This is a genomic window from Pyrinomonadaceae bacterium (assembly GCA_036277115.1).
Classification (GTDB): Bacteria; Acidobacteriota; Blastocatellia; order Pyrinomonadales; family Pyrinomonadaceae; genus UBA11740.
Window position 1 is genome coordinate 612,060 of the sequence record DASUNM010000023.1, and the last position, 16,949, is coordinate 629,008.

At 55.3% G+C, this 16,949-nt stretch carries 16 protein-coding genes; 10 read left to right on the plus strand and 6 right to left on the minus strand.

The annotated features are described in order from the left end of the window. Window positions 1–45 precede the first annotated feature (45 nt). The 10 genes from nrfD to VFX97_09645 all read left to right on the plus strand — a co-directional run bounded on the left by nrfD (window position 46) and on the right by VFX97_09645 (window position 9,573). Window positions 46–1,431: an NrfD/PsrC family molybdoenzyme membrane anchor subunit gene (nrfD, locus tag VFX97_09600; protein ID HEX5703439.1), complete on the plus strand. Its 1,386-nt coding sequence runs from the start codon at window positions 46–48 to the stop codon at window positions 1,429–1,431. Window positions 1,432–1,463: 32 nt separating this feature from the next. Continuing rightward, window positions 1,464–2,009, plus strand: a complete 546-nt coding sequence (locus tag VFX97_09605) for a DUF3341 domain-containing protein (GenBank protein HEX5703440.1) — start codon at window positions 1,464–1,466, stop codon at window positions 2,007–2,009. Between the two features lie 160 nt (window positions 2,010–2,169). Continuing rightward, window positions 2,170–2,745, plus strand: a complete 576-nt coding sequence (locus VFX97_09610; protein ID HEX5703441.1) for a cytochrome c — start codon at window positions 2,170–2,172, stop codon at window positions 2,743–2,745. Further along, entirely contained in the window at window positions 2,742–3,926 is a 1,185-nt protein-coding gene (locus tag VFX97_09615) for a hypothetical protein (GenBank protein ID HEX5703442.1), read from the plus strand. The genes VFX97_09610 and VFX97_09615 overlap by 4 nt, the downstream gene beginning before the upstream one ends. A gap of 19 nt (window positions 3,927–3,945) precedes the next feature. Then, a complete protein-coding gene (locus VFX97_09620; GenBank protein HEX5703443.1) occupies window positions 3,946–4,470 on the plus strand; it encodes a hypothetical protein in 525 nt (174 codons plus the stop codon). A 21-nt stretch (window positions 4,471–4,491) separates the two neighbouring features. Next, on the plus strand, window positions 4,492–5,451 hold the full coding sequence (locus tag VFX97_09625) for an SCO family protein (GenBank protein HEX5703444.1): 960 nt from the start codon (window positions 4,492–4,494) through the stop codon (window positions 5,449–5,451). Between the two features lie 66 nt (window positions 5,452–5,517). Next, window positions 5,518–6,558, plus strand: a complete 1,041-nt coding sequence (gene coxB / locus VFX97_09630; protein ID HEX5703445.1) for a cytochrome c oxidase subunit II — start codon at window positions 5,518–5,520, stop codon at window positions 6,556–6,558. Between the two features lie 238 nt (window positions 6,559–6,796). Then, window positions 6,797–8,467 (plus strand): cbb3-type cytochrome c oxidase subunit I, encoded by a 1,671-nt coding sequence (locus VFX97_09635; protein HEX5703446.1) that lies wholly within the window; start codon window positions 6,797–6,799, stop codon window positions 8,465–8,467. After that, window positions 8,460–9,209: a cytochrome c oxidase subunit 3 family protein gene (locus tag VFX97_09640; GenBank protein ID HEX5703447.1), complete on the plus strand. Its 750-nt coding sequence runs from the start codon at window positions 8,460–8,462 to the stop codon at window positions 9,207–9,209. Before VFX97_09635 ends, VFX97_09640 begins: the two co-directional genes overlap by 8 nt. Before the next feature lie 61 nt (window positions 9,210–9,270). Beyond that, entirely contained in the window at window positions 9,271–9,573 is a 303-nt protein-coding gene (locus tag VFX97_09645) for a cytochrome C oxidase subunit IV family protein (protein ID HEX5703448.1), read from the plus strand. Window positions 9,574–9,584: 11 nt separating this feature from the next. Here VFX97_09645 and VFX97_09650 read toward each other — a convergent pair whose 3' ends face one another. The 6 genes from VFX97_09650 to VFX97_09675 form a co-directional block, all read right to left on the minus strand. After that, entirely contained in the window at window positions 9,585–9,938 is a 354-nt protein-coding gene (locus VFX97_09650) for a hypothetical protein (protein HEX5703449.1), read from the minus strand. Window positions 9,939–10,076: 138 nt separating this feature from the next. Next, the gene (locus VFX97_09655; GenBank protein ID HEX5703450.1) at window positions 10,077–10,814 is read right to left on the minus strand and encodes a C4-type zinc ribbon domain-containing protein; all 738 of its coding nucleotides are present in this window, start codon (window positions 10,812–10,814) and stop codon (window positions 10,077–10,079) included. A gap of 188 nt (window positions 10,815–11,002) precedes the next feature. Next, entirely contained in the window at window positions 11,003–14,128 is a 3,126-nt protein-coding gene (locus tag VFX97_09660; protein HEX5703451.1) for an NACHT domain-containing protein, read from the minus strand. A gap of 209 nt (window positions 14,129–14,337) precedes the next feature. Continuing rightward, window positions 14,338–15,738, minus strand: a complete 1,401-nt coding sequence (locus VFX97_09665; protein HEX5703452.1) for a S8 family peptidase — start codon at window positions 15,736–15,738, stop codon at window positions 14,338–14,340. An 18-nt stretch (window positions 15,739–15,756) separates the two neighbouring features. Next, a complete protein-coding gene (locus VFX97_09670; GenBank protein ID HEX5703453.1) occupies window positions 15,757–16,032 on the minus strand; it encodes a hypothetical protein in 276 nt (91 codons plus the stop codon). 143 nt (window positions 16,033–16,175) lie between these two features. Then, window positions 16,176–16,931 (minus strand): 16S rRNA (uracil(1498)-N(3))-methyltransferase, encoded by a 756-nt coding sequence (locus VFX97_09675; GenBank protein HEX5703454.1) that lies wholly within the window; start codon window positions 16,929–16,931, stop codon window positions 16,176–16,178. Window positions 16,932–16,949 lie beyond the last annotated feature (18 nt).

Sequence of the window (16,949 nt, forward strand, 5' to 3'; positions counted from 1 at the left end):
CATGAGACGAATGGGACGCATGGGACAAATGGGACGTATCAGTAAATGGACGAACCACGCGACCAACACACATCGATTCACGGAACGCATCCGGTGGTTGGGACTGAGCTGACCTTCGGTTCAGTCACCGACAAGATCAGCTCGATCGTCTTGAAGCGCAAGACGCCGATCGGCTGGTTCGTCGGTTTTGCGATCTCGTTCGTGTTGTTCCAGTTGTTGCTCCTCACGATCACGAGCCTGCTGTTTGAAGGTATTGGCTTGTGGGGCGTCAACGTACCGGTCGCGTGGGGTCTCGACATTCTGAACTTCGTCTGGTGGATCGGAATCGGTCACGCGGGGACTTTGATTTCGGCGATTCTGCTGTTGCTGCGTCAGAAGTGGCGCACCTCGATCAATCGCTTCGCCGAAGCGATGACCTTATTCGCGGTCGCGCAGGCCGGAATGTTCCCCGTCATGCACCTGGGGCGGCCGTGGCTTATGTACTGGCTGTTTCCGTATCCGAACACGATGGGCATCTGGCCGCAGTTCCGCAGCCCTTTGATGTGGGACGTGTTTGCGGTTTCGACGTACGCCACTGTCTCGGCGCTGTTCTGGTTCATTGGCTTGATTCCCGATTTCGCTACGCTGCGCGATCGCGCGAAGAGCAAAGGGTTCCGGATGATCTACGGAATGTTGGCGATGGGCTGGCGCGGTTCTGCGCGTCACTGGCATCGCTACGAGATGGCCTATCTGCTGCTGGCCGGGTTGGCGACGCCGCTCGTGCTTTCCGTGCACACGATCGTCAGCTTCGACTTTGCCGTCGGCGTGATTCCGGGATGGCACGCGACGATCTTTCCACCTTACTTCGTGGCCGGCGCGATCTACGCGGGCTTCGCCATGGTTTTGCTGCTGACGATTCCGTTGCGACTGGTTTATGGCCTCGAGAGCTTTATCACCATGCGCCACATGCACAACATGGCGAAGGTGATGCTCGCGACCGGCCTGATCGTCGTGTACGGCTACATGATGGAAGCGTTCTTCGGCTGGTACAGCGGCAATCCGTACGAGAGTTTCATGATTTGGAACCGCATGCACGGGCCGTACGCCCTCTACTACTGGGCGCTGATTCTGTGCAACGGACTGGTGCCGCAACTGCTGTGGATTAAGAAAGTACGATCGAATCTGCTGGCGCTGTGGCTGATTTCGTTCGTAGTAAGCATCGGCATGTGGCTGGAAAGATTCGTGATCGTCGTCACAAGTTTGCATCGCGAATACCTGCCGTCGTCGTGGGGATTCTACGAGCCGACGCGTTGGGATTGGGCGATGTTCATCGGCACGATCGGATTTTTCCTCAGCCTGGTGTTTCTGTTCATTCGCTTCCTGCCGATGATTTCGATTTTTGAGATGCGCACGATTTTACCGGAAGCCGAGGTTGAGGCGGAGGAACCATAGGTCGTATAGGTCATATAGGACCCATAGGTCTTATGAAAGCGAGCACACAACCAAAACTCTACGGCGTCATGGCCCAGTTCGATAATCCGAGTCAGCTGGTCGCGGCCGCGCGCGAAGCGTACTCAGCGGGCTATCGGCAGATTAATGGCTACTCGCCGTTTCCGATCGAAGAGTTGGATGAAGCGATTGGTTTCAAGCGCACGACGCTGCCGTACATTGTGTTTGCGGGTGGTTTGCTCGGGGCCCTGGGCGGCTACTTCATGCAGTACTGGATGGAAGTGGTTGACTATCCTCTCATCGTCGGCGGCAAACCATTCAACAGCTGGCCCGCATTCATTCCGATTACGTTTGAATGCACGATCCTGGGAGCCGCGTTTGCGGCCGTGTTCGGGATGCTGGCGCTGAATAAGCTGCCGCAGCCCTATCACCCGGTTTTTAACGCGCCGAGCTTTGCCCTGGCGACGCGCGACAGTTTCTTCCTGGTGATCGAAGCAAAGGATGTGATGTTCAATCACGATGAAGCCGTGCGGTTCCTGAAGAATTTGGATCCGAGAGAAGTGGTCGATGTTGAGCTTTAGAAAACAGAAGTCAGAAGTCAGAAGTCAGATATCAGGAGAACTGATCAAGACGGCTCCGCGTCTCCGCGTCTCCGTGTCTCCGTGTCTTCTTCTGCTACTGCTCACTGCCTTCTGCTCACTGCTCACTGGTTGCCGTCGCGACATGCAGGATCAGCCGCGCATGAAACCTTATCGCGCGAACGCGCTTCACAACGGGCAGCAGCCGCTCATTGGCACAGTGCCGCGCGGTCACTTGAAAGAGAATCGCGAATTCTATTTCGGAAAGAAGCTGACGGCAGAAAGTCTGAGCGGAGAGCAGCAAAGTCAGCGGCCTGGCCAAGCAACGCCCGGAACCGCCGCCAACGCGTTTCCGGATGATGTCGAGACGATCCCGATGACCATCACGAAGGCGGATCTGGATCGCGGACAGGAGCGCTACAACATTTACTGCTCCGTTTGTCATGGGATGACGGGTTACGGCGACGGAATTGTGGCGCGTCGCGGATTCAACCGGCCTTCGCCGGCGAGTTATCACCAGGATCGCCTGCGACAGGCGCCGGTCGGACATTTCTTTGACGTGATGACGAATGGCTGGGGCGCGATGCCGAGTTACGCATCGCAAGTTCCAGTCGAAGATCGATGGCGCATCGCTGCCTACGTTCGCGCTCTACAGTTGAGTCAGATGAAGGCAGACACTTCGACCACAGCTCAACCGGCTGCGTCACCAAGTCCAGCGGGGAATTCACAGCACAGATGATCCAGGGCTACACACCTCCGACAGACCTTACTCGCGTGCGCAACATCGCGCTCGGCGTCGGCGTGGTGTTTACGCTGCTGATGATCGTGGGCGCGCTTTTCGATCGCCCTCATTTCTTCCACGGCTATCTGGTTGGCTACATTTTCTGGGTCGGGATCTCCGTCGGCAGCCTTGCGCTGCTCATGCTGCAGCACTTAACCGGCGGCGCGTGGGGACTGGTAATCCGTCGAGTGCTCGAAGCTTCGACGCGCACGCTGCCGCTGATGGTCCTGCTGTTTGTGCCAATCATCATCGGTCTCAATCACATTTATGCGTGGACGGATCCGGCTGTCATGAACAAGACGGAGGCGTTGCAGAAAAAGGCCGCCGCGTATTTGAATCCGTCGTTCTTCGTCATCCGCGCGGTGATCTATTTCGTCATCTGGTCGGCCCTGGCCATGCTTCTGAACTGGCTTTCGCTCCAGCAGGACCGGGGCGCGGGCCGAAAAGTAAAAAAGAAGATGCAAATGGTCAGCGGCCCCGGACTCGGACTTCTGATCCTGAGCGTCACGTTTGCGGCGGTCGATTGGGCGATGTCGCTTGATCCGGCCTGGTACTCAACCATCTACGGATTGATTTTTGTCGCGTCGTGGAGCTTGAGTGCGCTCGCGTTCACCACTTTGGTGATGACGTGGCTGTCAGCGCGGGCGCCGATGGACACAGTCGTGCAGCGGTCGCACTATCACGATTGGGGAAACCTGACGCTGGCGCTGGTGATGCTTTGGACGTACTTCGCGTTCTCGCAGTACCTGATCATCTGGTCGGCGAACTTGCCGGAGGAAACGACGTGGTACGTCGCGCGCGCGCGTGGGGGTTGGGGCAAGATCGCGATAATTATCGTAATCCTGCAATTCGCATTTCCGTTTATGACGCTTTTGTCGCGGGCGACGAAAAAGAGCGCGCCGAAGTTGGCGATGCTCGCCGGTCTCATTCTGTTGATGCGAATCCTCGACGCGATTTGGCTGGTTGAACCAACGTACAGCCACGGACATTTTGTTTTGAACTGGATGGATTTTGTCGCGCCGATCGCGATTGGCGGACTTTGGATCGGAACGTTCGCCTGGCAGCTGGAGAAGCGGCCGCTGCTGCCGATCAACGATCCGCAATTGGAGCAGGCGCTTGAGCCGGCCCACGGGCATTAGAGATTAGACGATTAACTTCATGAGTAAGCGCGATCTACACATAACCGAGACGCCGGACACGTCGCACATCAAGAATATCGATGTGACGCACGAGAAGAGTGACGTTGACGTCGGCAGTATCGCGAAGTTTGTCATCGGGCTGCTGGTGCTCACGATTGTTACATTTATCGGCTTGTGGGGCATGTTTCGCATGTTGCAAAGGTCTGAGACGCATCAAGAACAGACCCAACATCGATCTCCTTTAGCGCCGACCGCGGAAGAACGCCAACCGCCTGAGCCGCGTTTGCAAGGCGCGCCGGGTTTTGCCGAGAGCCTTGAAAAAGCGGCGCCGGGCCAGCACGAAGAGCGCAAGTTTCAAACGGCGAATAAAGGATTCGACACGCCAAAGGATCCGCTGTGGGAGATCAGAGTCTTGCGCAAACAGTGGAATCACGTGCTCGAACACGGTCCGACCGACGAGCACGGTCAACGCTTCGGCATGCCTATCGAACAAGCGAAGGAAGAAGCTTTGAAGCAACTGACGGTGAAGAAGAGTGAGCAGTGAGCAGTAGGCGGTGAGCAGAAAATGACGGCTGACTTCAAGCTATTGACTCGCAAGTTTTTCACCCAAGACGGCGCTCGATCGCGTTCGGGCTTCTTACTGCGCACTGCGCGCCGCTCACTGCTCACTGTTTTACTTCTGCTCACTGCTCACTGTTCACTGCTCACAGTTTTCGCGCAGCCCGGCGTTCCGCCGTTGACTTCGCCTTTGTATGGCGCGCGCACGAAGTCAGGGAGTGTCTCGACCGGATTGCCGCCGATTTTGAAAGAGGTCGGTATCGATCAGCGTCTGAACGAGTCTCTGCCGCTCGATGCGGTCTTCAAAGATGACCAGGGCCGCGAAGTGCGTCTGGGTGAATACTTCAAAGGTAAGCCCGTCGTGCTGGCGCTGGTTTATTACTCGTGTCCGAGGCTCTGCAACCAGATTTTGATCGGCACGCTGACTTCGGTGCGGCAGGTTTCGTTCAATGCCGGCGAAGATTATCAAATCGTCGCGATCAGTTTCGATTCGCGCGAGACGCCGCAACTGGCCGCGGCCGCGAAACAGACCTACGTGAAGGCCTACAACCGTGCGAACGCCAATGCCGGCTGGCATTTTTTGACCGGCGACGATGCGAACATCAAGCGCGTGACTGACGCGGTGGGCTTTCGCTACCAGTGGGACGACAAGACGAACCAGTTTGCGCACGCGAGCGGAATCTTCGTGACCACGCCGGAAGGAAAACTTGCGCGCTATTTCTATGGCATCGAGTACCCGCATCACTGGATGCGGCTCGCTTTGGTCGAAGCTTCGGAGAATCACATCGGCACGCCCGTCGATACGCTGATGTTGTACTGCTATCACTATGACCCGGCGACCGGAAAGTATGGCGCGTCCGTGATGAATGGCATGAAGGTCGCCGGAGTGATTACGGTTGGATTGATTGTCGGAATGTTGTTGAAGTTGCGAAGGCGCGGGACGAATGTTGTCCGCGCGGTTAGCTAAAGAATTTGTTTAGGCGCGGGCGTTGCCCGCGCAATAGAGGCGGGCGTCCGCCTCTAAGCAATCGCGATGTTGATGTTGTTACTACAGTCTTGGATTCCATTCATTCCTGAAAGTGCTTCGACACTTTCGGACGACGTGGACGCCGTGTATTTCTATATCTCGGGCGTCACGGTCTTCTTTGTGACGCTGATTTCGCTCGTCATCATCTTCTTTGTCATCCGCTATCGCCGCCGCAACCCGTTCGAAATTCCGCGGCCCGTGGAAGGCTCGACCAAACTCGAGACGCTTTGGTCGGTAATCCCCCTGGTCATTTCGATGACGATCTTTGTCTGGGGCGCGAAAGTTTATTTTGCGCAGTACCGTCCACCGCAGCATGCGATGGAAGTTTACGTTGTCGGCAAACAGTGGATGTGGAAGTTTCAACACACGACCGGCCAGCGCGAAATCAATGAACTGCACGTGCCCGTCGGTCGCAAGGTTAAGTTGATCATGACGACCGAAGACGTGATCCACGACCTTTTCTTTCCAGCGTTTCGGAACAAGATGGACGTGGTCCCCGGCAAGTACACCGTGCAATGGTTCGAGGCGACCAAGCCCGGCCGGTATCACTTTTTCTGCGCCGAATACTGCGGCATGAATCATTCGGGCATGCGCGGCTACATTGAAGTCATGGAGCCTGCCGCTTTCGACAATTGGCTGAGCGGTAATGCGAACGCGGCATCCCCGGCCGCGGTCGGACATTCGCTTTACGAATCGCTCGGCTGTGCGTCATGTCACGGCGCCAATGCGGAAGGCGGACGCGGCCCGACGCTGCTCGGCGTTTTCGGCAGCAATCGCGTGCTTAACAATGGGACGGCGAAAGCTGATGAGGGATATGTCCGCGAATCGATTATCAATCCGCAGGCGAAGGTCGTCACTGGCTTTGGGCCGATAATGCCGTCGTTCCAGGGACAAGTGACCGAAGAGCAGCTTTTGAGTCTGGTCGCGTACATCAAGTCGCTTTCGACCACGCAGCCAGAAACGACGACGGCAAAGCCGCCGGCGACCGGAACGCCGCAAAGCGCGAACCCGGTGCGAAGCAGTAGCCCAACTTCGCCCAATAGATGATGTCTGGATCTGAACAGAAGAGTTCTTGCGGCTTCGCCGCAGCAGTGCGGTAAGCCTATGGCTTACCGAGAAGCGAACTAAATTTCTTTCCGAGGCTACGCCTCGGAGGTCGTCGAGGCGTAGCCTCAATTCTAAACGGAGGAGCAACGGTAAGGCAGAGCCTTACCGCACTGTGCGGTGGCAAGCGACGAGTCGAGCGACGGCACAGTCGAAGAATTGGGTTTAATTTGAGTTTCCAATGGAAGAATTCACTATCCAACCGCCACGCACGAATTACCTGAATGCCGAATACGGCATCAAGTCGTGGCTGCTGACCAAAGACCATAAGCGGATCGGCATCCTCTACATGGGGGCCATCAGCTTTTTCTTTCTGATCGGCAGTCTGTACGCGATGGCGATTCGCCTGGAGTTGCTGACGCCGCAGGGCGACCTCACGCAATCAAGCACCTACAACAAGATGTTCACGCAGCACGGAATCATCATGGTGTTCTTCTTCCTGATTCCGTCGATCCCGGCCACGCTCGGCAACTTCCTCGTGCCCATGATGATTGGTGCGAAGGATCTCGCTTTCCCGCGGATCAATTTGTTGAGCTGGTACATCTACATGCTCGGCGGCATCATCACGATTTACGCGCTGCTCGCCGGTGGTGTCGATACGGGCTGGACCTTCTATACGCCTTACAGCACTACGTTTTCGAATTCGTACGTGCTGGCGACGGGCCTGGGAATTTTCATCAACGGATTCTCATCGATTCTGACCGGCCTGAATTTCATCGTCACGATTCACACGATGCGCGCGCCGGGGATGACCTGGTACCGGCTGCCGCTCTTTATCTGGTCACACTACGCGACCAGCTTGATCATGATCCTCGGCACTCCGGTCATTGCCATCACCGTGCTGTTGTTGGCATTCGAACGACTTGCGAAGATCGGGATCTTCGACCCGGCGCTGGGAGGCGATCCGGTCCTCTTTCAACACCTGTTCTGGTTCTACTCGCATCCGGCCGTTTACATCATGGTCCTGCCCGGGATGGGCGTGGTCAGTGAGCTGATCGCGAACTTCTCGCGCAAGAACATTTTTGGTTATAAGTTCGTCGCCTTCTCGAGTCTGGCTATCGCCGTTTTCGGTTTTCTGGTCTGGGGCCATCACTTGTTCGTCGCCAGCCAGTCGGTTTATGCCGGAATGATCTTTTCATTCCTGAGCTTCGCCGTCGCGATTCCTTCGGCAATTAAAGTATTCAACTGGACGGCCACGCTTTATAAAGCCTCGATTTCGTACGACACCCCGATGCTCTACGCGCTCGGCTTCATTGGCCTGTTCACCATCGGCGGCATGACGGGATTATTCCTGGCGGCGTTGGCGACCGACGTACACTTGAGCGACACCTACTTCGTCATCGCGCACTTTCACTACATCATGGTGGGCGGGACGCTGCTCGCTTATCTGGGCGGCCTGCATTACTGGTGGCCGAAGGTTTCCGGCCGCATGTATCCCGAAGGCTGGGGCCGTTTCTCAGCGCTGGTTGTTTTCATCGGCTTCAATCTGACGTTTTCGCCGCAGTTCGTGCTCGGCTATATGGGCATGCCGCGGCGCTATCACACCTACCCGGTCGAAGAGGTGTCGTGGCAAGTACTGCATGTGCTTTCGACGGCGGGCGCGTCAATTCTCGGCATCGGGCTGCTGATTCCACTGATCTATCTGGCGTGGTCGCTGCGATACGGACGCCTTGCGGAAGCGAATCCGTGGCAGTTACCGGGACTTGAGTGGCAGACGGCTTCGCCGCCCCCGACGGAAAACTTTATTGAGACGCCGATCGTGCGCGAGGAAGCTTATGAATTCGCGCCGCCGGAAACGAAAGAAGTAGTCGGAAAGTTCGAGAGGGAGAAGCCGTTTCCTTTTTATGGCTGAGGGTTTAGCGACAACTGAACACGAACCACACGCGCATCCCGCGTTGCAGCACCATTTCGAGAACATGGAGCAGCAGCGCGAGGCGGGCACGCTCGGCATGTGGGTGTTTCTGGTCACCGAGATAATGTTCTTCGGCGGCATGTTCCTGGCCTACACGCTTTATCGCTACAAGTATCCGGATGCGTTCGCGGTGGCGAGTAATCACCTCGACTGGAAACTTGGCGGCGTGAACACCCTCGTCCTGATCGTCAGCAGCTTTACGATGGCGATGGCCGTCTTCAGCACGCAGATCGGCAAGCGGCGAAATACGATCATCTTTCTGGTGTTAACGCTCGTGCTCGGCCTCGCGTTTCTCGGTATCAAAGCCGTCGAATGGAACACCAAGTACCATGATCATCTGATTCCTGGCCAGTTGATCCCCGGCAATCCATTTAATCCAGCGGTGGCGCAACACGGCGACACGGATCCGCACAAGTTTCACCTGCCCGAAGGTGTCTCAGTCCGGCATGTCGAAATGTTCTACTGGATTTATTTCATCATGACCGGCATGCACGCGCTGCACATGATTATCGGCGCCGGAATCCTGATCGTCATCTTAATCATGGCCTGGCGCGGTAAGTTTAGTCCCGAGTATCACGCGCCGGTAGAGATCTTCGGGTTGTACTGGCACTTCGTCGATATCATCTGGATCTTTTTGTTTCCCTTGCTGTACCTGTTGGGACGGCACCTGGAAGGACACTAATTAGGTACGCACGCCTCTGGCGTGCTTTCCATTAGAGCGCGCGAGACGCGCACGTACCGTTATGAGCGAACACATAGTTTATCCGCGGGTCTACATCGGTATCTTTCTGGTTCTGTTGGTCGGCACCGTGATTACGGTACTCGCCGCATTCCAGGATTTTCCGGGGCCGTTGAACGCTATTGTGGCGCTGACGATCGCGACCGTAAAAGCGACGTTCGTCGTGCTCTATTTCATGCACGTGCGCTACAGTGGTCGGCTGATTTGGCTGGTGATTGCCGCGGCGCTGTTTTGGATGGGAATTATGTTCGCGCTGACGCTGAGCGACTATTCGTCGCGAGATTGGCTCCCGATTACGACTAGTTAAGCTGCTTCAGGCTACTGCGCCGCCAGGATCAATTCTTTCTCTCGCACATCAATCACACTGTGACAATGTGGGCATTTCAGACGGAGCGTTGCGTCTGAAGTTCGGATGGGCGCGCTACAGTTCGGACAGGGAGCGTTAATCTCATTTGTCTTGAACAAGTCGCGCATCATGAAGACGGGTAGCACGAGGCCCGCGATCAGCAGAGGTATTCCGAAGATCAAGCCGATCTTCGTGCCATCACTCAATGTCAGGCTAATTACCAGGCCGGCGATGAACAGGACCAATCCGACTGCGATGCTGAATGAAAAACCGTAGGCGCTGTCGAATGTTTTTGCCGGCTTACGCTCGCTAGTTTCTTCCGCCATGTTCGCTCTCTCCGTAGGCCACGACTTTTACCCGACCGGATTCCAGTATGTCAATCGTTTAGAGGCGAGCTACTGCCCGCCTTCGTCCCGCGAGAGTAGGGCGGGCGGTAGCCCGCCTCTAAACAAAGACAACCAGTTCTACGAAACGTGTGCCGGCTGCGCCGCGTTCTCAGGTTCGTAGTAAAGAATGCGATTGCAGTTGTCGCACGTGATCACTTCATTGCCGCGCCTCACGTCGGCCATGATCTGCGGACGCAGAGCCATGAAGCACGCGGTGCAAGCGCCATTGTGCGCTCGCGCCACGGCCACGCCGTCTCTGATGCGCTTGCTGATGCGGTTGAAGAGGGCGGCCATCGGCTTGGGGAGTTCCTTCATCAGCCGTTCGCGTTCCGCGCGCGCTTCTTCCAACTCTTTCTCTTGCCGCTTCACCTGCTCGTCAAACTCAGCAAAGCGCGCCTGCATATCTTCGCGCAGCTTTTCGACTTCCGGCGCCCGCTCTTTCAATTCTTTCTCGGCCGACTCGAAGCCTTCCATTTGTTCGAGCACCTGCGTCTCGTATGCGGAAATCTGTTTGCGCGCGGCATCGGCTTCGCGAATCGCGGCCGTGTACTCGTCAGGCTTCTTGACGGCCTTTAGGTTTCTTTCAGCGCGCTCAAGCCGCTGCTTCTGTTCGAAGATTTCCTTTTCCACTCGCGCCCGCTCGTGAAAGGCTGCTTCTTTCTTTTGTTCGAGGGCACGAATTTCAAAAGCGCGCTGATCGAACTCTCTTTCGATCTCGGCGCGCCTTTCAGGAATGCTTTCGATTTCAGTCTGTAGTGTTCTTATATTTGTATCAGTCTTCTGTAGTGCGATTAATTGCGCTAATTCCGCCTTCACTCTTTATCGGCTCCTCAGGAATTCGGGGATGTGAATCGTGACATTCATTGAGCCAATAATCACACAGGGTGTGGCGCGCGCGCAAGGAGGGCTGTCTGGCGCGGAAGTGTTTTCCGAAATAACTCCCATCCTGCACTCCTGATTTCGGATTCGCCCAAGTCCGCAATCGGTATATCGAAGTGAGCAGCTCAGGCCGTCCGGTGTTGTCTCGCCCGAATCTGTTCAAGTAACAAGGATAGCTCGTCGAGGATATCAAACTCGTGGGGAAATAATGTGCCTTTCTTTATAAGTCGAGTTTCATACCAAGTGTCAAACTCATCTCGGTCAACTGAGACGGGTTCGGATTTGTTACCGGTAAAGAAGTCCGGGATGTTCTCTTCTGAGCCGCCCGACCTGCTCGATTGCCGTTGCATTCGATCCCTTTCAATGCGGAGGCACAACTTTGCAATCATGTTTTCTGTTTCTTCCGTCGCCACCAAAGACGCGTTTTTCCTAATCCGCCCGATCAACCGTAATCGCATTGTCGCAGTCGAGTACTGTTCTACCAATCTCAAAAATTCACTCGAAGTAATGGAATGTGCATAATTCTTGGACCCTCTAATCCAATGGATTCTGTCCTTTACCCAGTGACGCCTCCCCACCAGAAAAACAAGAAGTGAGAACGAATAGATTGCATACATTACCCACATTACAATCGGGCTCGTAATATCCACGAACCGGATTATGGCAAAGACCAATACTCCGGAAATCACAACGAGCGTGATCGTAAGGAATATGACACCTAACGCTTTGCGTTTGTTTTCAAAGACTCTTGAAAGAATAGACCCCAGATTCTTCCCAAGAATTAATATCGTTACCAGCGGCATAACCGGCCACCAGCCGATCGATGTAAACTGGCCCACCCTGGAAGCTAATAATGCTGACGGCGCCCATGCCAGTATGTAAAAAAGCAATGGCAGGAGCGTCAAGGCTGGGCCATGCAAGCCTCGAGCAAGCAAAATCACAACACCCGGCACGAAAATAAGAGCATAGATCCGGAGCATGATATTCCCTTTTGCCAAACTGATGCTGCCCGCTCCCAAGTATTGGGGTCTACATAAACTGAGATGGGAAAAGGCACAAGCAAGTAGTAAGACAAGAAGCATACCCATCTTTACAATCATTTCTGTTTTCGGCAGGGTGGCTGCCGCCACAACAAAAATCACCGCGTGTGTGACACCGTCAACGAATGGAATCCACAACAGCAAGCGAAAAGCCCTCATGAAATCGCCCGCTTTGTCTAGACGCGCCAGATGAGCATAAGTTGAGTACTTCTCTGCTTGTAGTCGACCTTCCAGGGCGAGTCTGGTTAATCCCTTATAAATTGAACGGACTATGTCACCAGGGATCTCTGTTAGACGGGCAACTTGTCTATAAGCGACATCGTTTAGCATCTGGCTGCCTGTCGCAAAAGCACGTCGAATTAGTTCAGTTAACTCTGAAGCGGGGAGCGCGCCGGCCACTTCCAATGCCCATTTTCTATCGAAATGCCCGCCACTACTGCTCGCTGCATTTACAAGCGTCGCAGCTTGTACTCTGATGTCACTTGGTAGTTCCGTTAACCTACGTCCAAATCCGTCTTGCACGAGACTGAGCACATGAAGCGCGCGCAATGGCCAAGGAAATCGTTCGATAACCGTTCTTTTTTGTTTCTCGCCCGCACCGCCGACATCACTGGCTAATAGGAATTCCTCCGGAACCGAGTTAATAGCCAACGCAAGGGTTCGCCTGAGTTCGTCAAGAAGCGGTGATAGAGATTGGACGGGCTGAGTCTGACACATTACGACGGCCGTTTCGCGCCATCGAGCATCACTAACCAGATCCTTTGCGGTGACGCGCTCGGGTTCCCGAAGGGCCACACACGTTGCGAAATATTCCTGGAAACGACGATGTGCAAACGTGAAGGGTTTCGAGTCACCAACGGCGCTTGCCACTTCAGACCGCGCAAGCTTGATGAATTCGAGAGCATCCAAAGTCACTTCGAAATTTCCGAGAGCCGCGATTTCCGTTCCTCTATTAATCAAAGCTCGTGTAAGTGCTTTGCGCGATGGACTTAAGCCTAAGCCAAGATCCGCAGCCATAACGAATGCCACCTGCTCAGACACGACCCGAAGTTCCCCAGGTTCGATCTTAAATCGTCGCCAGAGCCGATCACGATCCCGGGTTAGTCTATTGTCGATGTAGGTAGCAAATAGGGTGTGAGTGTTACTCGGAAACGAATTGCCGGACTTCATGTGTGCACAAAGTAAACCAAGGAGCATCGGATTCCTGATCATGTCGCGAATCTCCGGGTTGGCGAATCCCAATTGCGATATCACCTCGCCCTCCGCTACCGGTTCCAATTCAGCTTTCCGGATAAGGTTGAGACGACGCTTCTCTGATAGCGGCAGAATTCTAAACTGTGCCCACTGAGATCCACCCGGACCACGGAAGTGTCGTGAAGCGAGTACGCCGCGGCACTGATTCATGCCACTCAAGAAATCGGAGATAGCGTCGGCATGGGAGCGTATGACCGCGTCAGCTTCTGTAGAGCTAAGGATTTCCGGTATCTCGTCAAACGAGTCAAACAGAAACAGCCATGTTCCGTCTTTGATTCCGGTGCTGAATTCCTGTTCAAGGTACTCTTCGATGTCCCGGTCATTTACGCGGTTAAGCGATTTGAACACGAATGACTCAATGAGCGTGCGATCTACGGGCTCGCCATCGAGCCTCGATAATTCTTTTAGGTTAATGTAGATAGGTATGAGACTTTTCGTACTGCCTGATCTTGACGCACGGTCGGCAAGCGATTGAGCGACGAACCGAAGCGCGACACTCTTACCCGATCCGGGATCTCCCTCCAGTTGAATTAATCGATCTTTGCTTTTCTCAAGAGCTTTAGATAAAGACCTTTCGCGTCGAAGTCCGCTGCGCGTAGCTTTCCCAAAACCAAATAGCCGGAATACGCGGCGCTCAGCATCTGCTTCAACTTCTGCTTCGAGCTCCGCAAAGCGGTATTCATTCCATTCTTCAAGGCTATTAAGCCGCTTTATTTCACGTTCGATGTGTTCGGCAAACCGGCGCCGTTGACGCGCGCGTTTCTTTTCATCAGCGCTATACAAGAGAGGTCCGATGTTCTCGGTCAACATCTTGATAAACCAAATCGCGCCTCTTACGAGCAACGCCAACAGGACAGCGCCGATAACTATTTTGATTATTAGTGGGTGAAGATTCTCACCAAAGAGCTGCTTCAGCGCGTATACAAGGCCGTCAATGATTTCTTTGAGGTCGGGCACAGCTTCGCATGCGCAAACTCGAATTTAGATTGGCTCAAAGCTAAGGCTGGATCGAAATCGTTATCGAGGCTCTGAGGACCAGCCTGTGGGTTGCGCAGAACGGGCGAAGAATATTTGAAGTCCTAATCAGAGTCAACGAAAACTTGATTAGCCGGGATTATTCGTAGTTCAAGTTGCCGCTGAAAGTCGAGACCCAACGCCGAGACATCTCAGGGCGTCAGCGCCTTCGCGGCGTTAATCCGGCCACCGGTGGTGACTTTGCCCCGCAAGGACGGCAACGGATCGACCGAGTTGAGCAGCCGAGCACGCAATTCATCTATGGAAATGCCGGGATTGGCGGCGAGGATGAGCGCGGCCACACCCGACACGAACGGGGTTGCCATCGAAGTGCCCTGCTTCTCCTGGTACCCGTGCTCGAGCCAGGTGCTGACGATTTGCTGACCGGGAGCGGCGATATCGACGCTCGTCGCGCCGAAGTTTGAAAAGGTCGTCAGCTCATCATTCCGATTTAAAGCGGCGACGCTGATCACGTTGGGCAGATCGAAACTACCCGGATAGTGCGGTTTGGCGTCGTTGTCAGAACTCGAGTTGCCGGCGGCGGCGACAACCAGGATTCCTTCATCGCCGGCCTTGCGAATCACATCTTCCAGCGCACGGGACTTCGCAAATGTGCCCCAGCTCGAAGAGATGATGCGCACGTTCACGCCGGCGCGCTTTCGATTGATCACGTAGTTGATCGCTTCGATCGCGTCGCGCACTGTGGCTACGCCTTCGGCGTCCATGAATTTCAGCGGCATGATCTTCACCGTCCAGTTCACGCCCGCGACACCGATCTCGTTATCGCCTTCAGCGCCGATAATGCCGGCGCAATGCGTGCCATGCCCGTTGTCGTCCATCGGATCGCCCGTGTCTTCCAACAGGTTCAGCCCATTGATGTCATCAATTGGCCCGTCAGGCGTCAGGTCTTCGTCCTGGTAGGCGATGATGATTCCCGGCCGGCGCCAGATGTTTCTGGCCAGATCGGGATGCGTGTAGTCAACGCCGCTGTCGAGCAGGGCCACGACCACCTCGCCGCTGCCCTGCGTCGTGGCCCAGGCTTGCATCGCGCTGATGTCCGCGCCTGACTTTCCCCCGTCCTGGCCGTGATTGAACAGTCCCCATTGCTTGTAGAAGAGTTCGTCGTTGGCGTGGACGTGTTTGCCGGCGCCTTCGTGATCGAGCTTGATCTGAATGTTCGGTTCGGCGTATTCGACTTCCGAGAGCATGCGGTACTGCGCCACCACTTCGTCAGCGCTCCGATTGTCTTCGTCTTCAATGACTGAGAGACCTTCGACTGCCTCGATGCGATCTTCCACGTCGTCGTTCATACGCGTGGTAATAGTTTCAATCGCCTGTCGCGTAATGCCGGGCTTAAAGCGGACAAGGATCTCAGTCCTCAGCGAACCTGCTTCATCCTCGTCACCCTCGCTCGCAGCGTCCAGCGGTCGTGACGTGTCGGACGCCTCGCGCGCCGGACGGTTCTTCCGCCATTTGTGCAATTGACCAGCGAACGCTGCGATCAGAATTAGCGCCGCCGCGATTGAGATGTTGAGCCAGAAATTACGTGACATAGATCATTGCGCGCATATTCAGACGCGACAGTTCTGACCTTTGAAGTTTACCAAACGCAACTGCCGCTCAGTCGCGCGATATTCATAAATCTCGCCGCCGGCCTGGAAATGAATGCGCCAGCCGGGCGTAATGACCTGCGCGCTCATCTCGTCTTCGACCGGTGCGCCGAGTGAACCATCCGGAAAATCGGCAGGTTCGACGTCCACTTCGGTAATTTCCGTTTCATTGAGCCGAAGCCGTTGCGCCAAATCGCAGCGTGCTCTATTGATGGTTTGCGGTTCGATTGCTGCCATTTTCACTAACCTGCCACTGTAAACGAAATGAGATCGGTTTCAGTTCCGAGAGGCTTTTTCGTTGATCGTTTAGAGGCGGGCTACCGCCCGCCAACGCAATGTAGAGAACGGCGGGCAGTAGCCCGCCTCTAACCAATCAGAATTCAGCCCAGGTCTCCGAGCCGATGCTGGAGCAGAGTCGCAGCCACAATCGCCGCCGTTTCCGCGCGCAACGTGCGGCCGCCGAGAGTTACGAGCTGCCATTCGTGCTTGCATGCCTGACTTAGCTCATCGTCGGTCCACCCACCTTCCGAACCCACCAGCGCGATGACGCTTTTAAAGTCCGGCTTCGTTTCAAACGCGACCTCCATCGATGCGCCGTCACGCGCGGTAAACATCACCCCCAGGTGAACATCGGTAATGGATCGGAAAAATTCGTCGAGGTTAGCCGGTTTATCCACCAGCATAAGCCGCGCCCGTCCGCACTGTTTGGCTGATTCAAGCGCGATGCGCTGCCAACGCTCGGCCTTTCGCGCTGCATCCTGAGGTTCGCGAATCCGAACATCCGCGCGCGCCGTGATCAGCGGCACCAACCTCGTCACGCCAAGCTCCGTGGCCTTCTGTACGACGAGATCAAACTTCTCGCCTTTAAGCAAAGCCACCGCCAGGGTGAGATCGAGCGGTGACTCAGGCCTGGCTGCTTCGGTTTCCTCGGCGACAGTCAGCGTCATTGAGCGCGAGCCGATGTCCGCGATGAGGCAGCGATACTCGCGTCCCTCGCCGTCGAATACGAAGACTTCATCATCGCGGCCGAGGCGCAGTACGTCGCGCGCATGTCGCGCCTGATCGTCACTAAGCGTAATTGTGTCGCTGTCGGCAGCGAATGCGATTCGCGGTGCGTAGAACCTTCGTCGAGTCATTTTTCGCTTGCTCCCTCG

Excerpts from the sequence above, each read along its gene's own strand:
- nrfD (HEX5703439.1), top strand. The coding sequence starts at position 46 with ATGGACGAACCACGCGACCAACACACATCGATTCACGGAACGCATCCG.
- VFX97_09605 (HEX5703440.1), top strand. The coding sequence starts at position 1,464 with ATGAAAGCGAGCACACAACCAAAACTCTACGGCGTCATGGCCCAGTTC.
- VFX97_09610 (HEX5703441.1), top strand. The coding sequence starts at position 2,170 with ATGAAACCTTATCGCGCGAACGCGCTTCACAACGGGCAGCAGCCGCTC.
- VFX97_09615 (HEX5703442.1), top strand. The coding sequence starts at position 2,742 with ATGATCCAGGGCTACACACCTCCGACAGACCTTACTCGCGTGCGCAAC.
- VFX97_09620 (HEX5703443.1), top strand. The coding sequence starts at position 3,946 with ATGAGTAAGCGCGATCTACACATAACCGAGACGCCGGACACGTCGCAC.
- VFX97_09625 (HEX5703444.1), top strand. The coding sequence starts at position 4,492 with ATGACGGCTGACTTCAAGCTATTGACTCGCAAGTTTTTCACCCAAGAC.
- coxB (HEX5703445.1), top strand. The coding sequence starts at position 5,518 with ATGTTGATGTTGTTACTACAGTCTTGGATTCCATTCATTCCTGAAAGT.
- VFX97_09635 (HEX5703446.1), top strand. The coding sequence starts at position 6,797 with ATGGAAGAATTCACTATCCAACCGCCACGCACGAATTACCTGAATGCC.
- VFX97_09640 (HEX5703447.1), top strand. The coding sequence starts at position 8,460 with ATGGCTGAGGGTTTAGCGACAACTGAACACGAACCACACGCGCATCCC.
- VFX97_09645 (HEX5703448.1), top strand. The coding sequence starts at position 9,271 with ATGAGCGAACACATAGTTTATCCGCGGGTCTACATCGGTATCTTTCTG.
- VFX97_09650 (HEX5703449.1), bottom strand. The coding sequence starts at position 9,938 with ATGGCGGAAGAAACTAGCGAGCGTAAGCCGGCAAAAACATTCGACAGC.
- VFX97_09665 (HEX5703452.1), bottom strand. The coding sequence starts at position 15,738 with ATGTCACGTAATTTCTGGCTCAACATCTCAATCGCGGCGGCGCTAATT.
- VFX97_09670 (HEX5703453.1), bottom strand. The coding sequence starts at position 16,032 with ATGGCAGCAATCGAACCGCAAACCATCAATAGAGCACGCTGCGATTTG.
- VFX97_09675 (HEX5703454.1), bottom strand. The coding sequence starts at position 16,931 with ATGACTCGACGAAGGTTCTACGCACCGCGAATCGCATTCGCTGCCGAC.